This window comes from Flavobacterium psychrotrophum (assembly GCF_003403075.1).
GTDB lineage: Bacteria > Bacteroidota > Bacteroidia > Flavobacteriales > Flavobacteriaceae > Flavobacterium > Flavobacterium psychrotrophum.
Window position 1 is genome coordinate 562,810 of the sequence record NZ_CP031557.1, and the last position, 17,202, is coordinate 580,011.

General features: G+C 39.9%; 17 protein-coding genes. 7 read left to right on the forward strand and 10 right to left on the reverse strand.

The window, feature by feature from the left end:
• Positions 1-173: 173 nt before the first annotated feature.
• From DYH63_RS02360 to DYH63_RS02370, 3 genes are all read right to left on the reverse strand, one after another.
• Entirely contained in the window at positions 174-473 is a 300-nt protein-coding gene (locus DYH63_RS02360) for a GIY-YIG nuclease family protein (protein ID WP_116787267.1), read from the reverse strand.
• A 303-nt stretch (positions 474-776) separates the two neighbouring features.
• Positions 777-1,826: a T9SS type A sorting domain-containing protein gene (locus tag DYH63_RS02365; protein WP_116787268.1), complete on the reverse strand. Its 1,050-nt coding sequence runs from the start codon at positions 1,824-1,826 to the stop codon at positions 777-779.
• A 148-nt stretch (positions 1,827-1,974) separates the two neighbouring features.
• Positions 1,975-3,387, reverse strand: a complete 1,413-nt coding sequence (locus DYH63_RS02370) for an FAD-binding oxidoreductase (protein WP_116787269.1) — start codon at positions 3,385-3,387, stop codon at positions 1,975-1,977.
• 93 nt (positions 3,388-3,480) lie between these two features.
• On the opposite strand from DYH63_RS02370, the gene DYH63_RS02375 reads away from it, so the two are divergent.
• Both DYH63_RS02375 and DYH63_RS02380 read left to right on the forward strand, forming a co-directional pair.
• The gene (locus DYH63_RS02375; RefSeq protein ID WP_116787270.1) at positions 3,481-5,085 is read left to right on the forward strand and encodes a T9SS type A sorting domain-containing protein; all 1,605 of its coding nucleotides are present in this window, start codon (positions 3,481-3,483) and stop codon (positions 5,083-5,085) included.
• An 83-nt stretch (positions 5,086-5,168) separates the two neighbouring features.
• Positions 5,169-5,960 carry a tetratricopeptide repeat protein gene (locus tag DYH63_RS02380; protein ID WP_116787271.1) on the forward strand — a complete coding sequence of 264 codons (792 nt, stop codon included), beginning with the start codon at positions 5,169-5,171 and terminating at the stop codon, positions 5,958-5,960.
• A 3-nt stretch (positions 5,961-5,963) separates the two neighbouring features.
• Here DYH63_RS02380 and DYH63_RS02385 read toward each other — a convergent pair whose 3' ends face one another.
• Together DYH63_RS02385 and DYH63_RS02390 are read right to left on the reverse strand one after the other, a co-directional pair.
• Entirely contained in the window at positions 5,964-6,392 is a 429-nt protein-coding gene (locus tag DYH63_RS02385; RefSeq protein ID WP_116787272.1) for a DoxX family protein, read from the reverse strand.
• A 178-nt stretch (positions 6,393-6,570) separates the two neighbouring features.
• On the reverse strand, positions 6,571-7,482 hold the full coding sequence (locus DYH63_RS02390) for an AEC family transporter (RefSeq protein WP_116787273.1): 912 nt from the start codon (positions 7,480-7,482) through the stop codon (positions 6,571-6,573).
• A gap of 129 nt (positions 7,483-7,611) precedes the next feature.
• Between DYH63_RS02390 and DYH63_RS02395 the strand changes: the two genes are divergently transcribed.
• The 4 genes from DYH63_RS02395 (at position 7,612) to DYH63_RS02410 (ending at position 10,519) form a co-directional block, all read left to right on the forward strand.
• Positions 7,612-8,019, forward strand: a complete 408-nt coding sequence (locus DYH63_RS02395; RefSeq protein ID WP_116787274.1) for an RrF2 family transcriptional regulator — start codon at positions 7,612-7,614, stop codon at positions 8,017-8,019.
• Positions 8,020-8,063: 44 nt separating this feature from the next.
• The gene (locus tag DYH63_RS02400) at positions 8,064-8,711 is read left to right on the forward strand and encodes an NAD(P)-dependent oxidoreductase (protein WP_116787275.1); all 648 of its coding nucleotides are present in this window, start codon (positions 8,064-8,066) and stop codon (positions 8,709-8,711) included.
• A gap of 207 nt (positions 8,712-8,918) precedes the next feature.
• Entirely contained in the window at positions 8,919-10,025 is a 1,107-nt protein-coding gene (gene meaB / locus DYH63_RS02405; protein ID WP_240409053.1) for a methylmalonyl Co-A mutase-associated GTPase MeaB, read from the forward strand.
• Positions 10,026-10,060: 35 nt separating this feature from the next.
• A complete protein-coding gene (locus DYH63_RS02410; protein ID WP_116787276.1) occupies positions 10,061-10,519 on the forward strand; it encodes a DUF2750 domain-containing protein in 459 nt (152 codons plus the stop codon).
• A 170-nt stretch (positions 10,520-10,689) separates the two neighbouring features.
• Here the strand turns inward: DYH63_RS02410 and DYH63_RS02415 are convergent, their stop codons facing one another.
• Both DYH63_RS02415 and DYH63_RS02420 read right to left on the reverse strand, forming a co-directional pair.
• Positions 10,690-11,190 carry a GyrI-like domain-containing protein gene (locus DYH63_RS02415; RefSeq protein ID WP_116787277.1) on the reverse strand — a complete coding sequence of 167 codons (501 nt, stop codon included), beginning with the start codon at positions 11,188-11,190 and terminating at the stop codon, positions 10,690-10,692.
• Positions 11,174-12,058, reverse strand: coding sequence for a hypothetical protein (locus tag DYH63_RS02420; protein ID WP_116787278.1), 885 nt, complete (start codon positions 12,056-12,058; stop codon positions 11,174-11,176). Before DYH63_RS02420 ends, DYH63_RS02415 begins: the two co-directional genes overlap by 17 nt.
• Positions 12,059-12,222: 164 nt before the next feature.
• Between DYH63_RS02420 and DYH63_RS02425 the strand changes: the two genes are divergently transcribed.
• Complete coding sequence (locus DYH63_RS02425; protein ID WP_116787279.1) at positions 12,223-13,818, forward strand: T9SS type B sorting domain-containing protein; 1,596 nt, start codon at positions 12,223-12,225, stop codon at positions 13,816-13,818.
• 441 nt (positions 13,819-14,259) lie between these two features.
• Here DYH63_RS02425 and DYH63_RS21215 read toward each other — a convergent pair whose 3' ends face one another.
• From DYH63_RS21215 to DYH63_RS02435, 3 genes are all read right to left on the reverse strand, one after another.
• Positions 14,260-14,505, reverse strand: coding sequence for a hypothetical protein (locus DYH63_RS21215; RefSeq protein WP_162926900.1), 246 nt, complete (start codon positions 14,503-14,505; stop codon positions 14,260-14,262).
• 228 nt (positions 14,506-14,733) lie between these two features.
• On the reverse strand, positions 14,734-15,723 hold the full coding sequence (locus DYH63_RS02430) for a succinylglutamate desuccinylase/aspartoacylase family protein (protein ID WP_162926901.1): 990 nt from the start codon (positions 15,721-15,723) through the stop codon (positions 14,734-14,736).
• A 165-nt stretch (positions 15,724-15,888) separates the two neighbouring features.
• Positions 15,889-17,178 (reverse strand): cation:proton antiporter, encoded by a 1,290-nt coding sequence (locus tag DYH63_RS02435; protein ID WP_116787281.1) that lies wholly within the window; start codon positions 17,176-17,178, stop codon positions 15,889-15,891.
• Positions 17,179-17,202 lie beyond the last annotated feature (24 nt).

Sequence of the window (17,202 nt, forward strand, 5' to 3'; positions counted from 1 at the left end):
CAGGATTTAGATTGCTTCGTCGTTCCTCCTCGCAAAGACGGTACGTGAAGAAAACAACCTGAAGATAGAAGCTTAAACATCAACTCTGTTAACGTTCCAATCCGGCTCGTCTTTGCGAGCGTAGTGCAACGGAGCGCGGCAATCTTCCGATAAAATAATCCCATTTATGCGAACTATAAAAATTCTTCAATCCGGTAAAACAAATCATCCCATTGAGGATTCATGGATTCAATTAGCATAACCTTTTTTGCCCTCGAACCAGCCTTAATCTGTTTTTCGCGGGCAATTGCATCTTCAATCATTAAAAAAGCCTCAAAATACACTAACTTGTTAATGTTATATTTTGCTGAAAAAGAGTCAGGATATCGCTTTTGCTTATGCTGTTTAATCCTTCCATGCAGATCGCTCGTTACACCTGTGTAAAGTGTTGTATTTGTATAATTGGTAAGTATGTAACTAAATCCTGTTTTCATTTGTCCGGTTGGTTTAAAAAATGTAATACACAAAAATACAGATTACTTCGTCAGTTCGGGCTATGCCCTCGTGTGCCGAGCTCCACTGTGTTGCGCTCGCAAAGACAGTGCGTGAAGAAAGCAACGCAATAGAAACATATATAATTCTCTAACATTGTTGCGAGCGTCTCGCTCGTACACAAATATTATGGTACAAATCAAAGCCTCGCGCCAGGTCTAAAACCCACCCCGGCTTTCAGCCACCCCTCAAGAGGGGGATAGCTTCACTCTTACTTTAAATCCCATTACCAAATAATCCTAAAACTACTCTTTTACAAACTTTATGCTTTGCCCTTTTAGTTGCAGGTAGTATATACCGGCAGGCAGTGCAGAAACATCATATTTCTCAGTAGGTTTGTATTGTGCCACGGTTTGGCCCAGGGTGTTTATTATGGTAGCATCTTCAACAATATCAAGATTGTTTACGGTAATGTAGTTTGTTGCCGGGTTAGGATACAGCACAGCCTTTGGTTTTGTATATGTAATGGTATTTACTAAGGGCACTTGTGCTTTCAGAACATTATAGCCTTCCATACAAGCTGCTAACACGGTATGGTCGCCAATGTAAACCAAATCATTTGGCGATGGGTAGTTAGTTGAATTATCCTGAACCATAATGTCTGCCCTTCCATCTGTAATACTGTAAATGGTATGGTAGTCGTTAGATGTTGCAAATAGGGTTAAATCATCTTGCCAGGCAAAGCTCAGGGGCGTAAATGTCAGGTTGAGGTAGGTTTCCTTTACATAAGGCGTAACGTTAAGGTTGATGCGGCTTATTTTGTTGGTTTCAGAAACATACAGGAAGTCATTATAAATTTTAAGCCCAATTTCAGGGCCAAAAACAGATACTTCCAGTCCGCTTATCATAACGTTTACAGTAGCCGGAGAGGTAGAAAGATCTAACTCATATATGCTTGTACCCGAAGTTACATAGAGTTTATTGCCCCTCCCTGTTAGCCCTTCGGGATGCGGTATGGTAGCTATAGCATAGGGGGTAACCTGGTTATCAATACCCACTTTCACTACAGCATTGTCGTGCCAACGGTTTACATAAAGGTCTGATCCCAATTTAAACAAGCCTGTCTGCATGGATCCTTCACCGCCGCTGTTTATTGTTTGGTATGTACCATCGCTACCTATAGCATCTTTACGGTAAACAACCCCGGCAAATTCAGATGCTACATAAATACTGTTAGTATCTCCTTCATACACAATTCCGCCATATGGGCCGGATGTGTTTAAGAAAGTAGATATTTCCTGCGCCTGAATTGTTAGCGTAAGCAAGAGGCCTGCTGATAGTAATAGGTTTTTCATGATAGTATAATTGGTTGTTCACACAAAAATATAATTTTTTGCAACGTGTGCAATTAACTATCTAATAATGCGGGATAAACAAATTAAAAACCTGACGTATAGCAATACTTATAAACACTTTTTTTAACTCATCCGGGATCGTGACAGGCTATACTATAGTATCGGGTAATATTTTGCCCGGGTTCAATATATTATTAGGGTCAAACAATTGCTTTATGCCTTTCATTAATTGCAGGTTAGCGTCAGTAAAAGCAATGTTCATATAATTTTTTTGTACATACCCAATACCATGCTCTCCGCTGAGCGTGCCTTTTAAAGATACCGTTAGTTCAAATATTTCGCGAATGCCTTTGGGTACTTCTACCTTCCAGTTATCATCGGTCATGTCGCCTTTAATGATGTTCACATGCAGATTGCCATCACCTGCATGCCCATAGCATACCGACTGAAAGCCGTATTTTTTACCAATGCGCTTAATGCCTTCTAAAAGTGTTGGTAGTTCATAACGCGGTACTACAGTATCTTCTTCTTTATAAACCGAATTTGATTTAACAGCCTCGGCAACTGTGCGGCGTAGCTTCCATAAAGCATTTTTTTGGTCTTCGGTATCGGCAAACAAAATCTCGTCTGTTTCAAATTGCTCTACTACTCCCATAATTTTTTCCGCTTCCGCGAAAAGCACATCCGGATAATTACCATCTACCTCTACAAGCAGATGTGCCTGCACTTCAGGTTTAATGTCAATACTGGTGTCGTCAAGGTACTTTAACCCCCAGTCTATAGCATCGCGTTCCATAAATTCAAGCGCGCTGGGCACTATCCCTGCTCTAAAAATCTCAGCTACAGCCTCACACGCCTGTCCCGATTTAAAGAATGGAATGAGCATCAGCACATTGTGGGTAGTTTTGGGCAGGAGCTTCAATACAATTTTTGTGATAATGCCCAGCGTACCCTCACTACCTACCATAAGCTGGGTAAGGTTATAGCCGGTAGAATTTTTAAGCGTATTTGCCCCCGTCCAGATAATGTCGCCATTCGGCAAAACCACTTCCAGGTTGAGTATATAATCTTTAGTAACCCCATATTTTACCGCACGTGCACCACCGCTGTTTTCGGCTACATTGCCCCCTATGGTACAACTGCCCATGCTGCTGGGGTCTGGCGGATAAAACAGTCCTTTTTCAAAAGCTGCTTCGCGCAATACCTGTGTTATTACTGCCGGGCCGGCAATAGCCTGTAGATTCTTTTCGTCAATTTCCAGTGTATTAAAACGCTCCATGCTAAGGCCTATGCCACCATGTATGCTTAGCGCACCACCACTAAGGCCGGTACGTGCACCTATGGGCACTACCGGAATTTTATGATCATTGGCCAGCTTCATAATAGCGGCAACCTCATCTGCCGTATCGGGCTTTGCTACCACGGTAGGCGGAAAACTGTAATCTTCGGTTTCGTCATGGCCATATTGCAGGCGTGTGGCTTCATCGGTAAAAACAAAAGCTTTTCCTACAATATCAATAAGCCGCTTTTCAAAATCAGTAGTAATATGGTTATCGTTCATCATAATTTGTATGGTATGCCAAAATTAGCGTATTTTATTATGCTTATTACAGCTTAAATAATAGTTTTGCAGGCAATATATACCAACCCTTATATGAGACTAAGACTACTTACTTTACTGTGCACCCTTTCGCTATTTAAAGCAAACGCAATAACATATTATGTAAATGCTTCGGCTACAGGAAACGGCACAGGCCTTAGCTGGGACAATGCTTTTACCGATTTACAAAACGCCCTTAGCATTGCTGTTTATGGCGATGAGATATGGGTAGCCGCCGGGCAGTATAAGCCTACAGCATCTGCTACCCGCACGGTCTCTTTTGTATTGAAAGACGGCGTTAATGTGCGCGGGGGCTTTGCAGGTACAGAAACTTCTGTAAGCCAGAGAAATATAGCAGCTAACCCTACTACACTAAACGGAGATATTGGCGAAATTGGTGAAACAAGCGACAACTCACATAACATAATCCGCGCTTCAGGGCTTACAACAACGGTTATCCTGGATGGCTTCAGGATTATTAACGGTAACAGCGGCAGCTCATATAACGGTGCAGGGCTTAAGGTAAGCGGAGCTATGAGCGGGATGTTGCACCTACAGAACTGCTATTTCTTTGCTAATAAGGCTTCGAACTATGGTGGTGCATTATACATTCAAAATTCAAAAGTAACTGTAGAAGATTGTGAGTTCAGGGGCAATAATGCAGGTAACCAGGGCGGTGCAATCTATACATTAAATAGTGGCAATCAATCGACACTGATTATTAAAGGCACAAAATTTATTGGCAACTCAGCATATTTAGGGGCGTGTGTTTCAAACGCCAGCGAATATAAAGTACTAAGCATTGACAGGTGTATTTTTACAAACAACACGTCCAGGAACAGCATTATAGATATTGACCATTTTCTAAATGCAAAAATTTACAACTCATACATTATAGGGAATACCGTAAATGATTTTAGCGCAAACATACTGGCAGTGAGCCATTACGCTAACAGCACTGCGGATGATTTTGAAATGGTAAACTGTACGGTAGTAAACAATTATAATATATACACTAATGGTGTACAACAGGAAATTATAGACCTGTACAAATCATACTATAAAATAAGAAACTGTATCATCTATGGAAATACCGCTTACCAGGGCAGGCAGTTGCAACAGTTTAAAGCGGTTTCTAACTCTATTGTAGAGGGCGGATATGCTAACAATAGCGAAAACAGCAATGCAATCCCTTTATTTGTAAATGCTAATACTACAGCTACAGCTAATTTTGACGCAACTAATTTTAACTACGAGCTTACCGCGCAATCTCCCGGTATTAATGCCGGAAATAATGCTTATGTAAACAACTTGTACCCTAAAGACCTTAATAACGCAGAACGCCTTCAGGGCACTATTGTAGACCTTGGCGCTTATGAGTCTGATGTGGAATTTACAGCGGTAGCAAGTAATTTTAATGCGCTTAGTATTACTGCATACCCTAACCCGTTTATAACAGATTTATTTATTACAGTAGCAGAACAACCTGAGTATGCTCATGTTTATGATGTAAGTGGCAGGCTTGTAGCCACCCCGGAATTTACTTTAGAAAATGGTGTTGTAAAGCTGAACTTACAGGGTGTAAAACAAAAGGGCATTTATATTCTAAAGCTATTTTATAAGGAGAAGGAGATCGTGAAAAAAATTATAAAGCAATAACAGCATTTAACCCAATGGCTTCAGGGCTTGCTTATGCTTTTTATGTGAGCAAGTATTTGTCTGATGCTTTACATAATTAACAAATGAAACCAATACTATTATCTGCTTTATTACTGCTGCTTGCCCTAAATGGCTTTGCCCAGCAAATGCAAAACGATTACTTTTTAGGTAAAAACCTTATTTGCCCGCCTGCAGATGCTAAGGACGAAGAAATGCTTAAATTGGGGATAGACTGTTTTCAGTTTGAAAAATACCATCCTACAGCAACTAAAATATTTACCGACCTTATAAAGAAAGACAGTACCTTTTGCGATGCCTGGTTCTTTGCCGGGTACTCATTACGCATACAGGGTATGGTAAAAGAAGCTTCTGTGTTTTATTATATGGCCGATAGCCTTTCTAACAACAAATCTGAAGTCTTTAAGCAAAACCTTGCTACAACGCTGTTTATGGCTGGCGCTACTAAAGTAGCCCGTAAAAAGTTTACAGAGATGGTGCAGTATTTTCCGCAAAATCCGGAAGGATATTATGGCATTGCGCTTACCTCTTTAGATATTAAAGATTTTGAAAACGGGCTTGATTGTATAAACAAAGCCATAGGTAAATACACCTATAATAATCAGGGCGCATTTTACATGAAAGCACTGCTGCTTACACTTACGGGGCAGTATAGCGATGGCCTGCACTTTTTAGAAAAATGTAAAAGCCAGTTTAAAAAAGATGATAACTACAATACTGCCATGGCCGTATGCCTCTACCGGACCGGTGGAGAAAAAAATGATGAAAAGATACTTAAAGCCGCTGATAAGGCTAAGGCAAAAGTAAAGCAAAAAGACAAGGTACTACCGGAATTGCTTGCACTATTGCCCAATTAGCAACTATGCAAACATATACTTTTTCTTTTTGTGTATCAGCCCGTCGATAGAGTATTTTCCACTACCGGTAATAAGAAGCAAAACATAAATTAAAAGATATAGTATAGGTAGTTCCTGTTTTTCAAGGCCATCATGACCATGTACAATAAATACAGCAACAACCATAGTTACAATAAGCGGCAGGGTAACCAGGCGTGTTGCAAAACCAATAATTAAAAGTGCTGAACAAATAAGTTCTGAAAATACGGCCAAAAATAGCGAAGCACCTTCTCCAATTCCTATTGGATCTGCAAATTCTACAGGCCCGGGAGCCATCAGCATTTTGAATTTTTGAATACCATGTGTAAGCATTAATAATCCTACAACTATACGCACAATAAGCAGTGCCAGGCTATTCATCTTTTTATCGATGGAGCTGTTAAAAATCCACATAATAGTAATTATTTTAAGTTGATCAAGACGGCTAAAATTAAGAAAATATTTACATATTCAATGTTAAGCTTTTAAATAAATTTCACGATACCAGCTACTTAAGCTTTATTTGTAAAACGGCTTTTACACTAAATTTTTCTCAAAGAAAACGCGTATTCAATCTCAAGTTACAAAATATTTACCAATGCTTCAAAACGAAATACCAAAAAGCCATTGTTAAAAATGAAAGCGGGATGCCCACGCCTATCATCATTCCTGCTAACCGGGGCTTTAAACCATGTGCCGATGCTATGATCGCGGCAGTTATCATGGGTGGTGTGGCAGCCTCCATTACAGAGATGTCTATGTCTTCGCCGCGGAGTCTAAAAACTACTTTATAAAGCACTAAAAAAAATGCAGGTATAAGCAATAGCTTAACAAAAAGCCCTAATCCTAAAAAGCCCCAATGACGGCTTTTTCGCTCTATTTTTAACTGTAATCCTACTGCCACAAGCGCCACAGGCGTTACACAGCTGCCCAACTTTTGCAGCATACTTTGTACGGGATCTGCAAAATCTAAATGGCAGATGTTGATGACCAAACCAATAACAAAGGCTATGAACGGAGGAAACAGTACTACCCGCCTGGCAATATCAGGACCGGATGGCTGGCCTTTAGAGTACAGTATAGCTACAATTATACCCAGTGTACTGAGCATAACAAAGGTACCCGGCTGGTCTACCAATATTGCGGTCTTTAATCCTTCTTTACCATACAGCGCCTCTATAACAGGGAAGCCTATAAATGATGAGTTTAAAAAACCCGAAGTGATAATAAGGCAGCCCTGCAATTTTTTTGGCCACTTTAAAATTTTTCCAAGTCCGGCAAAAATGAGCCATGATAGTAAAAAACTGCCCCAGCCTACGCCTACAGGATATAGTATTTTTTCGCTGATTTGTATTTTTGGGATGTAGTATAAAGACAATGCAGGCAGTAGCAGATATATGGCAAACTGGTTTAGCGCCACATGGGCATTAGCAGGTATTGCTTTTACCTTTTGAAAGCCAAGGCCGGCAAAAAGGCAAATAAATATCAGGATAAGACTATCCATAAAGCTTTAAATTTTTACCAAAGTTACGCAAGGCTATGGCAAATAATGCCTTACATAACCGATAAATATAGGCTAAAAATTGAAAAAACGTAAAATTAGTCGTACATTGGTAACATATATTATTACAGAATGATTTCCGGTAAATTTGCCATAACAGTTCATATCCTTACCCTGATGGCGAGGCATCCGGACGAATTCCTTTCTTCAGAATTTATATCAGGCAGCATGAACATTAACCCTGTATTGGTACGCAAAGAAATAGGGAACCTTAAAAAGAATAATATTGTAGAAAGCCGCGAAGGTAAGTTTGGGGGTACCCGCCTTGCCAAGCCTGCTGCCGAAATTACTCTTGAGGAAATTTATAACCTTACTTTTGAGTGCGTGTCATTAGGCTATGCTAAGAACGACCCAAACCCGGATTGCTGTATAGGCAAAAAAATAAACCAAAACCTCGACGGGCTGTATCAGGACATCAACCAGAAAATATGCGGACATATGAAGGCTATTACGCTGGCAGGCTTTAGTGAACAGTTTTAATACAAATAACCAGAACCTTTATTATAACATAAATTACAAAGACTATGAAAGTAGCAATTATAGGAGCAACAGGATTTACAGGTAGTGCCATTGTAAACGAGTTTGCACAACGGGGCCACCGTGCCACCGCCATAAGCCGCCACCCAAAAGAAGATGCCGCAGATGGTGTAACCAATGTTAAGGCAGACATTTTTGACACTAAAAACCTTGTAGAAATACTTAATGGGCATGATGCCGTTATAAGCGCATATAATCCCGGATGGTCTAACCCGGATATTTATGAAGACTACCTTCGCGGTGCCCGTTTTATACAGGATGCCGTAAAAAAGTCTGATGTTAAACGCCTTATTGTTGTAGGTGGTGCCGGAAGCCTTTATGTAGCTCCGGGCTTACAGCTGGTAGACACACCTAAATTTCCGCAGGAATTTAAGCCAGGTGCTACTGCCGTGCGTGAATACCTCAACATACTTAAAGCAGAAAACGACCTTGACTGGGTATTTTTTAGCCCGGCAATAGAAATGCACGCGGGCATTACAACAGGCCGTACAGGCAAATACCGCCTGGGCTTTGACAGCCCCGTGTTTGATGAACACCACCGCAATACACTATCTGTAGAAGACCTTGCTGTTGTAATAGCAGATGAAGCCGAAACACCACGTTTCCGCAGGCAGCGTTTTACAGCAGGATACTAAGTTGTAAAGTTTCTAAATTCTTTTTGAGCTTTATAAATATCAATGGGCTGCCTTATTAAAGTGCAGCCCATTTTTTTTAAAATTGCATCGCATTTCTAAACCCAAAGCATCCCGCTTTTTTACTTTGAAACTTTGTTACTCTGAAGCTTCGAAACTTTGCGACTCTCCCTCTTTTGCCGTACTTTTACACTTCCAATACTTTCTATTGTGCACGAACCGCAACTGCCCCATAACAGCGCCCTAAACGAAATTAACGGCATCAGCCAGCCGGAGGCCTTAAGCCCCCAGGCTGCGGCGCACGTTACGCAAATGCGGCGCAGGCAGCCTACGGCACAAGAACTTGTTGCAGGTATACTTGCAAGAAATAAAACTGCGCTTAGCCGTGCCATAACACTTATTGAGAGTAAAAACCCTAAACATCTTGAAAAAGCTAATGCTGTAATTAGCCAATGCCTTCCTTATGCAGATAAATCGGTTCGTATAGGTATTACCGGTGTACCCGGTGTGGGCAAGAGTACGTTTATAGAGGCTTTTGGCAAGCACCTTACGGCACAGGGTAAAAAGGTTGCTGTACTGGCGGTAGACCCCAGTAGTTCGCTTTCGCACGGTAGCATACTGGGCGACAAAACCCGTATGGAAGAATTGGTTAAGGATGAAAATGCTTATATACGCCCCTCTGCATCGGGAGATACATTAGGCGGTGTGGCGCGCAAAACCCGTGAAGCCATTATTTTATGCGAAGCCTGTGGTTTTGATACCATTATTATAGAGACTGTAGGGGTGGGGCAGAGCGAAACCGCAGTGCACAGTATGGTCGATTTTTTCCTGCTGCTGCAAATTGCAGGTGCCGGAGATGAGCTACAGGGCATAAAGCGCGGTATTATGGAAATGGCCGACTTAATTGTAATAAACAAAGCCGACGGCGATAACCTTAAACGTGCCCGCCTGGCAAAGACTGAATATAACCGTGCGTTGCACCTTTTTCCGGCTAAGGCGTCAGGGTGGCTGCCAAAGGTTACTACCTGTAGTGCGCTGAACCATGAAGGCATAGCTGATGTATGGAAAGAAGTGAGTGACTATTTTGAAGATACTAAAGCAAGTGATTATTTTAATACCCACAGGCGTGAGCAAAATGCGTACTGGCTTACCGAAACTATAAATGAGCAGCTAAAGACGGATTTTTACTCCCAATCTGGTATTGCAGCCTTGTTAGATGAAAATAAACTGCTTGTACAACAAAACCTGCTCTCTCCTTTTGCCGCTGCACAGCAGTTGCTGGAAGCATATTTTTCGGGGAAAGACGGTAAAAAATAGATAACAGATAACAGACAAATAATAAACCCTATACTATGTTGAAAGATACTGCTGACGTACAGCTAAAACAAGAAAAATTTATTAAGACAATATGCGAAACCGGTATTGTTTACGGTTTAGAAAATGAGGAGGGATTTGCTACTTCATATTCAAATGAATATGAGAATGAAGACGGCGAGCCTGTAGAAGTAATTTGCTTTTGGTCTGAAAAAGCGTATGCCAATGACTGTATAAAAGAAGACTGGAGCACATTTAATATTGCAGAAATACCACTGGCAGATTTTATTGAAAACTGGTGTATAGGCATGCATAATGATGAGTTACTGGCAGGTACTGATTTTGACAGTAATATGTTTGGTACAGAAACAGAACCTTTGGCAATAATAATCCAGATTATTGAAGAGCTGAAGAGCACAGGAAAAACGATAACCTTAGAAAGTTATGAAAACATTGAGGAGCTGGAAAGCCAGGTAAATGATAGTCTTGAAGATTAATAAGACCCTGCTTTTCTAAAACTGTCATGCCGAGGAAAGAAGCCATCTTTTATTGGTAATCTATCATAATGCCATCCAATCTGTAAACAGTTGGTTGTATGATTAGATCGCTTCGTTCCTCGCGATGGCTATACTTATAACTTTTGATAGCAATATCCGAAAACGGATAGCTATTTTACCGGAATATAAATATCCTCTTCGCTATCGTCATCCCCATTTCTATATTTATCACCCAATATTTCAAAGTGTGGGCGGGTATCTAAACTGTAGCCAAACTGAGGCAGCCATTCTGCCAAAATATACCTGAATACTTCCGTTGCATTTTTGGAGTTCCCCGTATAATGAAATACAGCATATTTTCCGGCAGGAATTGTATACGTTTCCATACCATCAGGTATTGACTCAAAATCATTTACTGCCACAGCTGCCCACTTTTCAAAAGAAACTATGGGACTGAAATTTTCAAAGAAGCTCTCAGTATAATTTTGTAATGAAAATCGCTCGTTAGAAGTTGCATTAGTTATCTCTCTTTTACGCGGCATAAAACCCGCCCATAGCTTATAAGTGGTATTTTGGGCAAAACTCATATTCTGGCGTATGCCAATAAGCTTTGTTTCAGGATAATCAATAATAATAGGATTGGTCAGGCCAAGGTTAGTCCCAATACTCATTTTCGTATGTTTTAATGCACTGTACTTTGTCGTCTTTTAAAATCTTAACCTCTTTAAGATGGTGGCTGGGAGTGAACTTACTGTCGTAAATAAAAATTTCTTTAGTATCAAATTTTTGTTCGCGCAGCGGGTTGCCATATTCGTCATACAGCATTTCAAATATGGGTTCGCCATAAGCAAATTCCTTTTTACTGGCAGGTATATTATTTTCAAAACGGCTCACTATACGGCTGGTTTCCTGGCCTTTTATCATGGTGCGGTCGTCTATTACATTGCCATCATAATCATATACGTAAATTTTTACCGATTGTGGTTCACCCGTAAAAGGAGGTGTGTATTGTTCTACTCTTTTCATGTTACCCTCTGTAAATTCTTTTTCGAGCACAGTAACCGTAGCTCCTACAGATGTTGATGTTTCTTTGGTTTTATGAGCATTATCGTACTTCATTTTTTGTACCGCAATACCCGATGGCGTTGTAGAAATAACACTAAGCACCTGACCTTTTTTGTAAGTATAAGCTTCGTCAACCTGTAATTTACCTTTTACAGTCTTACGGTAATGTACCAGGTCATTACCTATATATTCGCTAAGTTCTTCACTTACCAGGGTGTCATTACAAATATATTGTACAGCCGCTACTTTGTCTTTATCATATTTGTAGAGTGTACGGTTTACAACCATGTGCCCGTTAAAGGCTTTCATCTTACTTACCTCTTCGGTAAGCAGGCCTTTTTTGTCGTAACTGTAGGTAACCTCTTCATTATTACAAGGATTAATGATATGGCGGGTTTTAAGCTTTTTATTTTGGCTGAAAGAAGCCACTGTTATCAATAAAAGAAGTGTGGTAAAGTGTAAGGTTTGTTTCATACAAAAAAGGTATTGGCAAAACGTAAAGATACGTAATTATTGGTACGTATAATCGAGCAAAAATCACGCCATAAAGCATAAGCATCGAAAATAAGGAAAACGATATAGCATATTATAAAAAAGGTTATATTTGGTGTGAAACACACACTTATAATCAGCTGTTTATGAAAAGTATTTTATGCAGCATACTACTATTGTTTTTTTCTGGCAGCACCTATGCGCAAAATGATTGTATAGATGCCATGGCAGTATGTTATGATACATTTGGAATAGTAAATTATCTGGGTGGGCCGGGTGTGCAGGAACTTAATAGTGGTAATGTATGCCAGGGGAAGGAGGAGAACAGTATATGGTTCAGGTTTACTATTGAAAGCCCCGGTACCCTTGATTTCTACATTTTTCCTCTTGATACTAAAGCTGTAGATTATGATTTCTGGCTCTTTGGACCGGCAACGTCCTGTAGCAATTTAGGTAGTGCCATAAGATGCTCTACAACAGAGCGACGTGCATCGCTAGGAGGCAGCGAGAATATAACCGGAATCTCCAGGTTTGAAACAGACCTTTTTGAAAACCCTGGTGAAGGTAACGGGTTTGTAAGCCCTGTAAACGTACAGGCGGGGCAAACTTATTACCTCGCTGTAAATCAGGATAAAGTATCTGAGAGGTTTCAACTAATATTGACTGGAACGGCTAAACTTAAAGAAAACCCTCCTTACACCAGGATGCACCACGATTATTTTTTTATTGAAAAATGCGATGATGATGGTGTAAATGACATTGCTACTTATTTTAACCTCATGGAGTTTGAAAATATTATCAGTACAACAGAGCGTATAAATATCTCATATTTTAAAAGTAGTAATGATGCATGGCTAAATCATAATGTTATAACTAATCCCGGGCATTATCTTAGCCTACCAATGCTTGATGGTATATATGTAAGAATAGAACACCCCATTACCGGTTGCGTTTGGATTGACAGGATGTCATTGGTAATAACAAATACTGTAGCGGCAGGTACTCCCGGGGATTTATTTTTATGCGATACTAATGGTAATGGCACACAAACCTTTGATCTTTCTGTAAACAACTCACTTATACAAAATGGTACAGCCCTGCCGGTTAGTTATCATCTTACAGAGCAGGATGCAAAAACAGGTAATAACGCTTTGCCGAATCTATACCAAAACACAACACGCAGCCAGACCATCTGGGCGCGCCTTAGCGGTACAGGAACATGCTATATGTATGATGTAACAAGCTTTACTCTAAATGTTCCTGAAATTCCAAAAATTGAATACACTTTAAACATTAGAGATTTTTCAGGAGACGATACCAGTGTAGAAGTAATTATTACTGAGCCCGAAAAGTATGTTTATGCTGTAGACAATGATAGCTTTAGTCCATCAATTAATTTCAACGGATTAACCGAAGGTCCTCACATATTTTATATCAAGCCTCTGGATGAATGCGGTGTAATAGAGTCTAGAAACTTTTTTATTCTAAACTATCCCAAATTCTTTACCCCAAACAATGATGGCGAGAATGACTTATGGCGAATAGCCTATCTTACACAACGGCCGGGTAGTTATGTCATTATTTTTGATCGTTATGGCAAATTGCTTACAAGTTTTGGGCACCGTTCTGCGGGGTGGAACGGTACATTAAAAGGCAAATCCCTGCCTGCAGATGATTACTGGTTTATACTACATCTGGATACCGGGCAGGTAGTAAAAGGCCATTTTGCTCTATTGCGTTAACTGTGCATCATAAAACAAGAAAAGCTGCAAGGGCAATTACCCTTACAGCTTTATCTATTAGTTTGCTGTTAATAATAACAGCTCAGGATTTTAGGCTCTGTACCTCCCTGCCATCCTGCCGTGTTGCTGATCGGTTTCCGCACAAGGTGTACGCCGACGTTAGTTAAATGCCCTGCACGAACGGGTGGAAAGTGCAGCGCCCGTTACAGCCTCCCCGGCAGGCTGTCTACCCGTCGTCTTCGTTTTGGCAGGTAGTGCCTGTTAATCCTTTATGTTTAGTAAAATTACGCAACCAGATTTATATTGTTCTTAAAACCAATACAATGTATTGTTAATGGTTTGCCTTTAAAGGTGTATAAATACAAAAAGGCCGTCTCATCTATTTATGAAACGGCCTTTTGTATTACAACTAAATTTATTTTAGTATCCTTATCGTAATGCTTATGCCACTATCCTTGGATAGAAAACAGTACACATCATGCCTTCGCTTGCCTTGTTAGGATGTGCGCAGTGCTCTGTCTGGAATTTTGCACATTTTAAACAATCAGATTCTCTGCTTAGTACTGCACGAAATTCATAAGCCTGGCAGGCCTGTGTCTCTGCAGTAACTATTTCGTGTACATTACATAATTGTCCTTTTAGGTGGTGGTCGCAGTTACCACAGCAATTAGCTAACTTGATATCCATAACATTTATTTTTTGAGGTTAAACTTTCATGATTTAATTATACATACAAATTTAAGCAGAATAAATGTTAGAGAAATTCTAAATAACTGTATTTGAGCTATTTGTAAATGGATTGTTTATAAATAAGCTTGTAAGTAACTGATTGAGTGGTATTCTTGCCTTGTACCTTATGAAACCGTTAACAGGCTTTGATAAAGTTTCGTTTTTAATTGTGCGTAAGGGGAGATCTTATTTTGCTTCGCTATTAATTGCTATGCAAAAGAGGGTTTCGCCTACATTTACAGGTGGCGTACCTATTTTATACAAAACTACGCCAGACTCCGGTGCTATGATGGTTTTTATTCTGTTTCCAAAAATATCAGTAATAAAACCAATCTCAGTGTCTTTAATTACGGTATCGCCCGCTTTAAGGCTGCTGTAAAAAATACCCTGGTCAGGTACAGCTACATATACCTGTTTGTCATACATTATCCTGGGAGGAGTGGCAGGTTTTACATTTTTATTTTCATACATTTTCAGTTCTGCCATCATGCGGTATATCGCCTGTTTTGTGGCTACCACTTCTGCCTGTTTCCAGCTGCCTAGTTTTCCTATTTCTATGCTTAATGCGGTTATGCCTTGTCTTACTGCCTGTTTAAAGGCATATTGTGCAGGCTTATCAGCAGGTAGTATATATGAATAAGACACAATAGTGTCAAAGCCACTTATTTGACTAAGGCGGGCTGACAATTCAGTTTGTTTTTTTAACTCCTTGTTGTTGTAATAACATATAAAAGGTATAAGGTCTTCGCTTACATCGCCGCCGTGCATATCCAGCAACACATCTGTAACAGGAAAAACCTGCGTGGTAAAAAAGTCGGCCATTACTTCGGTAATACTACCCTTAGCATTACCGGGAAACACCCTGTTTAGGTTAAGCCCGTCTAATGGATTTATAAAAGGTGTTCTTTTGTAAAACGATTCAACATTTACAATGGGTATTATAACCAGGTTGCCACTTAGTTTTTTAGGGTCTATCTCTTTTTTAAATTCTATGAGCGACATTATGGTAGGATATTCCATGCCATGAATTCCTGCAATTATAGTAAACGTAGCTCCCGGTTTTAAACCGCTGATAAGTGTTACGGGTATATCAACCGATACATTGTTAGCTGTACTTAACTTAAAAATAGTGTCTTTTACTAATGCTTTTTCATGGCTTAAAATTTGCTTTATCATAGGGGTTTGACAAAAAGACCAATAGTTAACAAATATTATTAAAATAAATGAAAATGCGTATTTCATAAAACAATAAAATTGAGGCAGCTAAACTGCTAAAAGATAATATTTATACTTGGTTTATAGTTGCTATAAAGGAGGTATTGCCCCCAAATTTTTATCAGGCTATTCTTTAGCAGAATTTGTTACAGTGTTTTGTGGAAGCAAAGTCTTGCCAGCCTCTTTTGCCAGAACCTTTTGTGCAAATTTACCAATAGTAAGGCCCTGTACTATAATAGAGAATACAACTACAAAGTAGGTTATGGCTATTAGTGTGTTCTTGTAAGGGTTGTCATCCATAGAGAGTGCAAGTGCAATAGAAACACCGCCACGAAGCCCGCCCCACACCAGTATTTTGATGGTGCCTTTGCTGAATTTTTCTCTAAAAGGGATGATTTTTGTAGGCAGCCAAATAGAAAAGAAACGTGCAAATAAAACCAGTACCACCGCAGCAAGGCCAGGAACCCAGTAGTCATTAAGGTCTTTTATCATTAATAGGTTAAGCCCTATGAAAAGGAAAAGTATGGCGTTTAATATTTCATCATTAAGTTCCCAGAATTTATCAAGATAATCTTTAGTGGTTGTGCTCATGGCAAAACGTTTGCGCAGGTTACCTATCATGATACCTGCAAAAACCATGGTAAGCGGTCCTGAGATATGAAGCCCTCTTGCAATAAGGTAACCGCCCATTACTACAGAAAGCGTTATAAGTACAGATACTTTATAATCATCTACCTTGCGCATAGCACGCGATGCGGTAATACCCAGCGCCAGACCCAGTATAAATGCACCTCCGGCTTCTTTTATAAGTAACCATATAACATTAAGTGCAGTAAGGTCTTCTGTATTGCCTTGGGCGAGCTCCAATATTACAGCAAACACCACAACTGCTACACCATCGTTAAATAACGATTCTCCCGCAATTTTTGTTTCGAGCGATTTACGCACTTTAGCCTGTTTCAGGATACTGAGTACAGCAACGGGATCTGTAGGGGAGATGAGTGCCCCAAACAATAAACAGTAGATGTAAGGTATTTCGAGGTCTTTTATAGGGATAAAATAAATAAGTGTACCTACTACAAACGTTGATATTACTACACTTAGGGTAGAGAACACTACTATAGGGCCGCGCTGCTCGCGCAGGTCTTTTATATTAATATGGATGGCTCCCGCAAAGAGCAGAAAGTTTAGCATAGCACCCATAAGCAGTTCAGTAAAATCAAATTCTTTTATAAGACTGGTAAGCCTGTGTAGGGTAGTAGGGAAAATGTTACCAAATGCGACCAGCACTATAGATACGGCCATGGCAATAACCATAACGCCTATGGTAGATGGCAACTTTAAAAACCTCACATTTAGGTAGGCAAAAAAGCTGGCAAGTACAATGAGTATAGAAAGGGAGTAGTATAATTCCATGAATAAAGTGTTATTCTGATTTTT